7 protein-coding genes and 1 pseudogene are annotated in these 10,552 nt (G+C 62.9%); 2 read left to right on the top strand and 6 right to left on the bottom strand.

All coding sequences use genetic code 11. The features are described 5' to 3' along the window. Positions 1-730, top strand: a 730-nt coding sequence (locus tag BMY22_RS21605; protein WP_143068591.1) for an ISAs1 family transposase, incomplete at its 5' end; no start/stop codon positions are given. 189 nt (positions 731-919) lie between these two features. On the opposite strand, the gene BMY22_RS21600 is transcribed toward BMY22_RS21605, so the two are convergent. The 5 genes from BMY22_RS21600 to BMY22_RS21580 are packed head-to-tail and all read right to left on the bottom strand — an operon-like array spanning position 920 to position 9,493. Continuing rightward, a complete protein-coding gene (locus BMY22_RS21600) occupies positions 920-2,899 on the bottom strand; it encodes a preprotein translocase subunit SecA (RefSeq protein ID WP_208599368.1) in 1,980 nt (659 codons plus the stop codon). Position 2,900: 1 nt separating this feature from the next. Further along, entirely contained in the window at positions 2,901-5,048 is a 2,148-nt protein-coding gene (locus BMY22_RS21595; RefSeq protein WP_090625328.1) for an efflux RND transporter periplasmic adaptor subunit, read from the bottom strand. 7 nt (positions 5,049-5,055) lie between these two features. Beyond that, entirely contained in the window at positions 5,056-6,891 is a 1,836-nt protein-coding gene (locus BMY22_RS21590) for a GAF domain-containing protein (RefSeq protein ID WP_090625331.1), read from the bottom strand. Between the two features lie 17 nt (positions 6,892-6,908). Then, entirely contained in the window at positions 6,909-8,294 is a 1,386-nt protein-coding gene (locus BMY22_RS21585; protein WP_167363789.1) for a TolC family outer membrane protein, read from the bottom strand. Between the two features lie 44 nt (positions 8,295-8,338). Then, on the bottom strand, positions 8,339-9,493 hold the full coding sequence (locus BMY22_RS21580) for a hypothetical protein (RefSeq protein ID WP_090625325.1): 1,155 nt from the start codon (positions 9,491-9,493) through the stop codon (positions 8,339-8,341). A gap of 278 nt (positions 9,494-9,771) precedes the next feature. On the opposite strand from BMY22_RS21580, the pseudogene BMY22_RS21575 reads away from it, so the two are divergent. Beyond that, positions 9,772-10,263, top strand: a pseudogene (locus BMY22_RS21575) (IS4 family transposase); the annotation flags it as partial. Here BMY22_RS21575 and BMY22_RS21570 read toward each other — a convergent pair. Continuing rightward, the gene (locus BMY22_RS21570) at positions 10,203-10,484 is read right to left on the bottom strand and encodes an ISAs1 family transposase (protein WP_244158960.1); all 282 of its coding nucleotides are present in this window, start codon (positions 10,482-10,484) and stop codon (positions 10,203-10,205) included. The pseudogene BMY22_RS21575 and the gene BMY22_RS21570 sit on opposite strands and share 61 nt — an antisense overlap. Between the last annotated feature and the right edge of the window lie 68 nt (positions 10,485-10,552).

Genomic DNA, 10,552 nt, shown 5'->3' with positions numbered 1-10,552 from the left:
GCTCTTCGCGCTGATCCAGCCGCAGGCATTCGAGTCCGCCTTCCGGCGCTGGGTCGAGGCGGTGTTGCCCGCGCTCTCGCCCCAGGTGGTGGCCCTGGATGGCAAAACCAGCCGTCGTACGGCCAAGGCCGGTGAGGCGGCGCTGCATCTGGTCAGTGCCTTTGCGGCCGACGCCGGGCTGATCCTGGGGCAGCAAGCCACAGCGGCCAAGTCCAATGAAAAGACAGCCATTCCTGAGTTGCTGGCCACCCTGGCCCTGGAGGGCTGTGTGGTGACGATCGATGCCATGGGAACCCAGCCCGGCATTGCGCAGGCCATTCGCAAGCAAGGGGCCGACCTCGGCTGTTTCGCGGTGATCGAGTCGGAGCGCCACCTGCAGGGCAAGGTTTCGCATGAGCGGCGTTACTACATCAGCAGCCTGGCGCCGGATGCCGAGCGACTGGCATCGGCGATCCGCCAGCACTGGGGCATCGAGAAGCGCGTGCACGGGTGCCTAGACATGGTGTTTGCCGATGACCTGATGCGCGCGCGTACCGCCCATGCGGCCCATAACCTGGCGACGCTGAAGCGACTGGCGCTGAACCTGCTCCGCCTGGACCCGAGCCAGCGCAAGGGCAGCCTCAAGACTCGTCGGCTCATCGCCAACACCTCGGATGACTATCGGGCCGAGCTTCTGGGACTCAAATGCGAAGGCTTGGCTTCGTGCGATTGCCCTGGGTTTCTGGTTTGACAAGGGCAAGTCCAGCCACCAACCTCAACCCACTGCCTGGCACGCAGGTTTTAGCTTGAGCTTCATGCTGACTCCCTCCGTCGATGACTGCTGCTTTTTGCAACTTCAGTCTGGCGCGCTGACGCCGTAACGCCGTAAGGAGGGGGAGTCCATTTCATTGCTCTAGATGTGATTGTTGGAACACTCATTTCATTTCTTGTGAGCGCCAACGAAGCCTAGCGCCCGGAGCCACTTATGATCGAGCTTGATCGTGTCGAGTCGGCTCTGGCGGTCTCGTACTTCTGCCTTAGACTGCGCATAAACTACCAGGCATCGGAACAGCCAGCGCTTAGTCAAGTTACTGTGACCCCATATCGGCAAAGCCATGCGCGTCAACCTGGGAACATAGCGCTGTAACAACGAGTCATCGAGGCTGACGATCACCTCCACCGAGCCGGGGTTGCCCTGCCGCGCCGAACGGCCGAAGAGTTGCCGATCAACCCGGGCGCTCTCGTGGAACTCAGTCAGGATGACGTGCAGCCCACCTCGCTGCTCGACCTCAGCCGCGAGCTTGATGTCCGTCCCCCGTCCGGCCATGTTGGTGGCCACCGTGATCTGTCCGGATTGCCCGGCCTTGGCCACCGCCTCGGCCTCCGCCTTATCCTGGCGCGCATTTAACACAGTATGGGCCACACCTTGCGCCTCGAGGAGTCGGCTCAGCAGTTCCGAAGCCTCAACCGAGCGCGTGCCCACCAAGACAGCCCGTCCCTGCGCCGCGACCGCATGCGCCCGATGCGCGACAGCCTCCCAGCGTTCGGCGGACGTGCGGAATACCCGATCTGGTAGGCGCTGCCGCCGGGGCGGCTTGTGGGTAGGAATGCGGGTCACAGAGAGGTCGTAGACCCGCTTCAACTCGGGCTCCACCTCCTTTGCCGTCCCCGTCATGCCGGCGAGCAACAGGTAACGGCCGAAGAAGCGCTGATAGGTAATCTGCGACAGCGTGCGCCTCTGTCCGGTGATCTCGCAATTCTCCTTGGCCTCGATCATCTGGTGCAACCCGCGCTCCCAGGTCCGATCAGGCATCACCCGTCCGGTGAACTCATCGACGATCTGTACCTTGTCATCAGCAATGATGTAGTGCTGGTCGCGATGGAAGAGATGCAAAGCCGACAAGGCCTTACCCACCAGTTCCTTCTGCCAGAGCGGGGACTTCCAGACTCCCTCGAATGAACCCACCTCCTTAACCACCTCGGCTTCGCCAGCAGGCGTCAACCAGATGTCCCGGTCATGGTTTTGCAGGAAGTGGAAATCCGGCTCAAGCTGGCCGGCCACCGTGATCGCTTGGTGATAGACCAACCTCCCCAGCTCGTCCGGCAGAGTCTCGGAGATGATCAAGGGTGTCCTAGCCTCGTCAACCAGCACACTGTCGGCCTCATCCACAATGGCGACGTGCAAACCGCGCAAGATCGAAACAGGGGCCGAATGCGTCCTTTGCAGGCGCCGTAGTTTAAGCTGCGATGCCGAGATGCCACCTAGGGCAATTCGATCCTTGAGATAGTCGAAGGCCAACTCCTTGTTCGATACGTAGACCACATCTCTGGCATACCGGGCGCGCCGCTCCTCGATCGGCATATCCTGCTTGACGATGCCCAGGCTCAAGCCGAAGAAAGCGTACAGCGGTGCGTTATCTTCGGCATCGCGCTCGGCCAGGTAGTCGTTGATCGTTACCACATGGACTGTTGAGCCTGCTACGGCGGCGGTGCATACAGCCAAGGTCGCGGCCAGGGTCTTGCCTTCCCCGGTCGCCATTTCGGCGATCCTGCCTTGCAGTAAGGCTTGCCCGGCGAGGAGTTGCACATCGTGATGACGCATGCCCAGAACGCGCCGCGACGCCTCCCGCACCAGCGCGAAGGCCTGCGCCACCAGTTCTTCTCGGAAACCTTCCTGCTGCATGCGCTTGGCCATCACGTACATGGCACTCCTCAAGCCATCGTCGTCCTGTGCCCGAGAGCTGTCTTCCAGAGCATTCACCTGCCTCACAAAGCGTCCTGAGCGCTTGGCGGTGCCGCCCGTAAAGCGGGCTACCAAGGCGCGCAAGGCATCCTCCACAGCATGCACGGGCTGCTCGGCACGTTCCGGGTAGGCACCATCGGCCACATCAATGGCGCGACCGGCCAGGAGGGCACGCACGTCAGACACCGAAGCGACTCAGGAAAAGCTGCCGCAAGCGGCGTATGCCCTGCCATGCCAAAGGCTCCCAGCCATGGCTGAATCGCACATGCACGCGCTCGCCAAAGGCTGCTGGTGGCACATCCGCAGGCAAGGCCAGATCCACCATGAAGATCCGCTCGGTCGCCTTCACACCGTTCGGATCGCTGGGCAGCGTCGGAATCCGGCCGCCCCCCGCCAAACCCAGCGCGGGTGTCGGCAGTTCGTCGACGCCGCCGGCCGGTGATCGCACCATGGCCACCTCGAGGCTCTCGCCGATCCGATCGGCCAGGCGCAGCTCCGCCGACCGAAAATACGTCCGGACCAAATGGATGTCGTCCTGCGACACCACTGCGCGGGCAATCAACGCATCGTGCTCGAGCACATGGCCGACCAGATCTCCCTTCCTAATGTAGCGCCCCGGCATATCTTGCGACTGGGCAGCCACCAACACGCCGTCCGTCTTCGCGTATCCGACCAGCTTCTCAGCCCGCTCCTCCAGCTTGGCCAGCACAGCCTTTTCCTGCTCCCACTGGCGCCAAGACACGGCCGCCTTGACCAGATTGGAGAACTGTTCCGAGCGAAACTTCGCTTCGGCCTCCTCTACCTTGGCGTTGGCTACCTTCAGCTCGGTGACCAACGCTTGGTCTTCCAGCTGAAACAGGGCATCCCCTTTACGGACTCGAGTACCAGGCTCGATCCACCAACGAAGGAAGAATCCGTTACCTCCTGCGCGCAGGATAGCGTCATCGGGTAGCCAAACTACGCCCTCCGCCTGCGTGCGCAAAGGCACCGGCAGAGTGAAGGCGAGCAGCAAAACCCCCACCGTCAAGGCCGTAGAAAGACGCATAGCCTGCGACCGGCGGCGTTGCAGCGTCGGACTGCGGGTAATGTGATGCCAAGCCTTCCACAGCGGCATGCCCACCAGCGTGACCAGGCCCCACAAGGCGATCAGCACCCCGAAGATGAAGAACTGACCGGCCACGAAGAGAATGATCGATACCGTCACGAAGACCCGGTAGCACCACGCCGACGGCATGTAGACCAGCAGCCAGCGTTTCTCCGCGGGGGTTTCCGGCGGTGCCGCGGTGTCCTTGGCACCGAACACGTAACGGTCCCACAGGTAGGCCAGGTATTTCTGGCCACGCTGCGCCAGGTTGGGCATCTCGATCAGGTCGCAGAGAATGTAATAGGCGTCGTAGCGCAGCAGCGGGTTGCCATTGACGAGGAGAGTCGATATCCCGGCCACCACCATCACGTTGTAGGCCACGGCCCGGGTCACGCCCGGCTCGACCAGCAGCCAGGCGTAGAGCGCCAGCGCCGCCAGGAAGAGCTCCACCAGCATGCCCGCTGCCGCCACCACCGCGCGCCGCCTCTTGAAAGGAAAGGAAGACGAGGCCGATGCATTGACATAGGGCACCGGCGCAAAGACGAGGAACATCAGCCCCATCTCGTGCACTGCCCCGCCCCAGACCCGGGTGGCGAAGGCGTGGCCCAGCTCGTGCAGCAGTTTCACCGCCGGGAAAACGAAGGCCATCACCAAGAGGTTGCTCGAAGAAAGCACCTGATCCGACAGGTTGTGGGTCAGCTCTCCCCAATGCTGCCCGGCCAGCACCATGGCCGGCAGTACCACTGCCAGCCAGAGCAACGCCCCCATCCAGCCGAAGCACCAGGCCAGGTGCGGCGCCCAACGCGCCAGAAAGGCATCCGGGTCAAGCAGCGGCAGTTTGAGACTCATCGGGTTGAACAGGTACTGCTTCCACGTAGTCCAGCGCTTTTTCTTATAGCGTTCGAACAGAGCAACCGAGTCCGGCGTGGCATCGGCCTGCAGCAGGTCGGCCGCATGCAATTGCACCAGCAGATCGACCACCTCGTTCTGAGTGCAGGCGTCGCCCGGTCCTGCGGTATTGGCCTGCTCCCACAAGTCCTGGACGGTACGCGAGCCATCCATGCCCAATACCAGCGCATAAGCCCCCCGAGACAGACGGTGATAGCGCCCGCCGGTCTGGTCCTGCACCACGAACCATATTTGCCCGCGATAGACATGCCGGTAGATGCGCGCCTGCGGCACCAGACGTGGCTTTAGATCGGCAACACAGTGCCAGGAGGAGCTGAACAGACTACGTGCCATAGGTCCCTCAAGGAATCCAGACCCATACGGCGAGGATCAGCCACTCGCTGAAACTGTGGGTTAGCACCCACCACAGCGAGCGACTCCCCACCTCGATCTTGCCGATGCCCTCCATGCCCGGCCGCAGGCGCGGCGAGGCCTGAGCCAGAACGGCTTCGATCTGGAAGAAGTTCTTGCCCTCCTGCGCCGTAGCCACCGGCGTAACCTTCGCCACCTTGAAATCCATCGGCTCACCGGCAATGCCGGTCATCACCAGGCGGCCCCGCTGGCCCATCTGCACGTGGCGGATCTCACGCTCATCTACCTGCAAAATGATCCGGTAGCTTTGCAGCGGCGCGATCTCGAACAGTTTCTTGCCGACCTCCACTGGCGCGCCGATCTGCTGGCTGAGGTCACCGGAGACCACGATACCGTCGAAAGGCGCGATCAGCCGGGCACGGGCGATCCTTTCGCTCACCAGGGCCAGCTGCGCAGAGGCCTGCCGAAGCTGCGCACCGATCACCTGCATGGCGGTGAGATCACGATTGGCCATGGCCTCGCGCAAGCGGCTCTCGTACTGGTCACGCTCGCTCGACCACCTGGCCTCCTCGATGCGCAATTCGCGATCATCGAGCTGCGCCAGCGGCTGCGTCGCCTTCACTGTGTCGCCAGCACGAACGTAGGCAGCGCCGATGAAGCCCTCGAAGGGCGCGGCCACCACCCGCTGCACCTCGCCCTCGATGACCGTCTTGGCTGAAACCCGGTATTCGATCGGCACCAGGACAAGCGAGACCGTCAGCATAAGTACGGCCGCCGTCGCCACCTTCCAGGTCAGGTGGCGCGGCCCGAAGATCCTCTCGAGCACGCCCCGGATGTCCTCGCCCAGACGGTGCAGCGCGCCGCGCTCGGCCGCCCTGCGCTGCTCGACGATGGGTGCCGCCAAGGCCGAGAAAGCCTCCAGCCAAACCAGGTCATCCTCGCAAAACGGCGTGCGCTCCCGCTCCAGCGTGACCACGCCGATGCAGCGTGCCCCCATTGTCAGGGGATAGGACAGCGCCGCCCCGCCCCCCGAGATAGCGCGCAAGTCCTCGTGTTTCGGCGCGCGGATATCGGCGCCACCCTCCGGAACGGGCGCAAGCACTGGGCGGTGTTCGTCATACACCTCCTCCATGGCCTGCTCGTATGCCTTGACCAGAGAAGTGTGCTTTTCGAATGTCGCCGCCTCCGACAGCGCCGCCAGCTTGACTGTCGCCTGCCTCACCAGACCGATGGCGACCCGGGCGCATCCAAAATGTTGCCGCAGGGTATTGGCCACCTCGAACAGGGCCAGCTGCAGCTTGCCGCTGCGCAGTGTCACCGCCATGGCTTCCAGCACCGAGCCGGCCCGCTCCCGGGCGCGGAGTGCCTCGCTCAACTCACGACCTGCCAACAGGTTCGCCAGCCACGCGCTCCCCCAGTGAATCTCGCGCAAGACCGTCCCAACCTCGTTCTCGGGGCACTTGGCTTCGAGCGCCACCACTCCGGCGATCCGCTCTTCGACCATCAGGGGGTAGGCGATGTGCATTGCATTCGACGGCGTGGGCGCAGGCTTGACCATACCGCGCCGCTCGCGCAGCGCTGCCTCGACTACAGCGCCCAGCCGCCCCAATTCCGGCCCAGCCTTCGGCCACACCGCCATGGGGACGTAGGTATGATTGCTGGGATTCTCGATCAGTACGGCGGCTGCTTCAGCCCCCAGGACCCGGCCGCACACCAGCGCCAGCCAAGTGCGGCAACGCTCTTCGGCGGTCTTGGAGGTGACAAAAGCCTCCCACACGGCCAGGTCGGAAGGCGCTTGGCGAAGCTCGTCCAGTTCGTCGGACATTATGTTACTGGCGCCCATCATCGTGCCCTGACCTTGATTAGCCGAGGCTCCATTTCCGGGCCCGCTTCCTCTGGCGAGGTCACCAATAACGCATCCAGCGCCGCCACGTCACCCTCGGTTAAGGAGCCCACGGCAGCCTTGAGCTTGACGTAAGCCACCACTTGATCGTAACGCCCCTTGCGAAAATCGCGCTGGCCTGCACGCAGTTGCTGTTCCGCTTGCAGGATATCGAGCCGGGTCTTGAGCCCCTGTCCGGTGCCCACCTGAGCCTGGGCCAATGTCGAGTGCGCCGAGCGGATGGCCTGGATGCCGGCCAGGGTCCGTATCTGCGCGGAATGCCAGGTGAACCAAGCCTGTTTGATTGCCAAAACGGCCGTCCTGCGTGCCATCTCGACCTCCAATCGAGCCTTTTCCTGCTGAGCCAGGGCCTCCACTACCTTGGCCGACTGCGTGCCGCCGGAGAATATCGGAACGCTCAGTTCCAGGCCCATTGTGCCCTGCTTGATGTCGTAGCCGGACTGCCCGGGGAAGCCGCCTACAGATTGGCTGTTCTTGCCATAGCTGGCTACCAGATCCAAGGTCGGGTAGTGGCCGGCACGTTGCTTGCTCACCTCGGCCTCGGCCGCCTCGTACGCCCGCATCGCTGCGAGCAGGTTGGGGTTGCCAGCGTCCACCCCTTGCAACCATCCATCCAGCTTGACCGCAGTAGGGCTGGCCAGCACCGCCTCGCCACGCATGTAGGACGCATTGAGCTCGTGCAGCGGCCCCACCAGTTGCTCCAGCTCCGCCCGCTTCAACTGCGCTTCGGATTCCGCCATGGCCACATCCGCCAAGGCCTGATCCAACTTGGCCCTCGCCTCTTCCAGCTGTGGCCAGCTACTGGCACCGAGTTCTCCTCCTCGCGTTGCCACTGCCAATTGAAATTGCTGAGCTGCGGCTTGTTGAGTGGTAAATGCTACCTCATCCCGTGCTGCCAGCACGTTGAACCAGGCCTCCACCAGCTTGGCCAACAACTCTTGCTCGGCTCCCGCCAATTGATACTCGGACTGCTCTGCCACGACTTTCGCCTGTCGCCAGCCGACTATATTGGCGTAGCGCCAGATAGGTTGTGTCAGACTCACTTGAGCGGAGTTGCTGTTGTATCCCTCTGACGCGCTCGGATCGTGGGAGTCGCGGGTGTTATAGTTGCGGTCGTGAGCGTTAGTGCTTCCGGTCAGACTTACCTGCGGCAGCATCACGCCGAAGGCTTGGTCGACTCGAGCCTTGGCCGCCATCACATTCGTCTTGACCCCAAGGTAGGTCGGCTCGCTGGAGCGCGCGAGGTCCAGCAAGGATGCCAGTGTCTGCCCGAACGCTCCCTGACTGAAGACCAGGCAGGCCAAAGCAATATGAATACCCCACATACAGAGTCCAATTGACCGCCCCTTCTGATTTACTTCCATGCAGCTCACGCCACCCCACTGCCAACTGGCTGCACGGAGGTGCGACACAACTCGACCAGAGCCCGATACCGCTCGGTGACCATCGAATGCTGCTTCGCGATGCGCTGCTCGACATCCGCGACGATCGCACCAAACCGCAGACTCCCGGCCCGGTGGGCGTAAATGGTCACCCTCTTATAATCGTCGATGATGCTCCGCGACCCATGTAGGTTGTCGAGGAAGACCTCCTCTACCGCCTCGCTGCTAAACAGCCAGTCGACGCCTTCCACGGCGCGGGTCCTCTCCAGGATTGGCAAGCCGAGCAGGTCGGATACCATCCAGTCGACCTCCTCTTCATTGGTCGTATAACTGGATGCCGCAAACGGCTGGGCCTTCCATCCATGGCGTGCCAGCTCCTGGGTACCGCGGAGATACACGTAGAAAATTCTGGGGTAAGTAGGAAGACTCCAACTAGGACCATAAATCTCATGCTTGGTGGCGGCCAACCGGTCGCTGCATCCAATCTGGCGGACTTCGCAGGACAGCGCCGGTGCCCTCCCGCAGAGAGGGCCCAAGATGAGCTGCTTGCCTCCCTCGATGCGACGGCTGAAAAAGAATGCTTGGTAACCGAATCCCAGTCCGGCAAGCGCAACGTTCAACCGCTCGATGAGGAAGGTGCGAAAGGCATCGCCCGTGAATTGCTTCGGCCCGGCCACCGGATCGAAAAACAACCGATAACGGTCACCTTCCCCCGTAGGAATCGTCAAGGATGTTGCCGGCAGATAGATCTCCTCGTACACATCCAGACACAGCTGCCTGGCCAGGAGCAACAGTAATTTCAGAAGCTCCGGCATCTGATCGATACGGATGATCTCCGGCACCCAGAGCGCACTGGTCCAGCGGCGAAGCTGATGATCGGGCGAATCGCCGATCCAGAACGGCTCCATGTCGAGATAGGCCTCAATCTCTTCTTCCATCGCCGTCGCGGGCAGCGTTTCCGGAAGGCTGGGAAAATGCCTGGCCAGATGCATGCCCAAACGCTCGAAGCGCGGATGGGGGCCCAACTCATCATCACGCAGCCGCACAATCACTTGCTCTGCCATGGCCACACCCTCGATCCGAGGCGGCAGGATATCGGTATGGCGGGCGCAATCGAAAACGTATAAGGGATAGATGTTCATTGCGAAGCTGTCTCAGGAAACGGAAACGGCAAGCGCCTAGTGTGGCGTATTCAGGCGGGGCCGGAGCCGAACGGCTCGACCTTTTCGCGAAGGAATTCGATCCATTCCTGCAGGGCGGCAAACCGTGCTTGGCTGGGTTTGAGGCGTAAGCTGCCGGGCATTACACACACTCCCCTCAAGGTCTTTACGTAAACTCTCCTCCCGAAAACCAGCGAGGGGCCAAGGTGATGTGGGACGAGATTCTGACGCGACTTGAGAAGCAGGCTCCGGCCAGTGTCATGGCACGGCTGGCGTTGGAGCGGGCGATGCCGACCGCCAGTATCCCCGGGAGCTGCTGTTTTTCACCGTCGCCGAGCCGATGTCGCTAGTTTCGCTGGGGCTGCGCCCATGCCGCCGCGCGCCATATGGACAACTTGCCGGTGACCGTGGCGGCCCTGTACGACAAAGTCAGCCGCACCGAACCGGCGTTGCTGCGGGCCTTGGTGCGCGGCAGCGCCGAACGGCTGGCGCCGGTCGTCGCGGGACTGGGCCGCACGCCCGGCCTGCCCGGCTGGCAACTGCGCATTGTCGATGGCAACCACCTGCCGGCCACGGAAAAGCGGCTCAAGCCGCTGCGTGGCCAGCGCGCCGCCGCCCTGCCGGGGCATTCGCTGGTGGTCTACGATCCCGACCTGGATCAGGTCGTCGACCTGCAGGCCTGCGAGGACGCCTATGAAAGCGAGCGCACCGGTGTCTTGCCGTCGAGGGCGATATGCCGGGCGTCGAAGCTCGGCAGGCTGTCCTGCATCCAGCGCGCGAAGGCGTCGGCGAAAGCCTTGCGCTCCAGGCGTCCGATGACGTCGCTGAGGGTATCGTGCGAGGGAATACCGTTGGGCAGCGGCAGGAACTCGCGCAGCCAGGCTTCGTTCTCGTGGGCGAAGTCCTCGATGCCGACCCAGTCGTCATAACCGCACAGGGTGGCGCAGAGCGTGATCATGACGATGTCCTGCAGGGCGTGCAGCTTGTTGCGGGTTTCGCGCCGTGGGTCGACGAGCCTGGCGAAGTAGGGCTGGGGATTGG

Origin of the sequence: Azotobacter beijerinckii (assembly GCF_900110885.1) — a bacterium.
In the GTDB taxonomy this organism is placed as follows: Bacteria; Pseudomonadota; Gammaproteobacteria; order Pseudomonadales; family Pseudomonadaceae; genus Azotobacter; species Azotobacter beijerinckii.
This window is presented reverse-complemented; position numbering and strand designations above follow the sequence as displayed.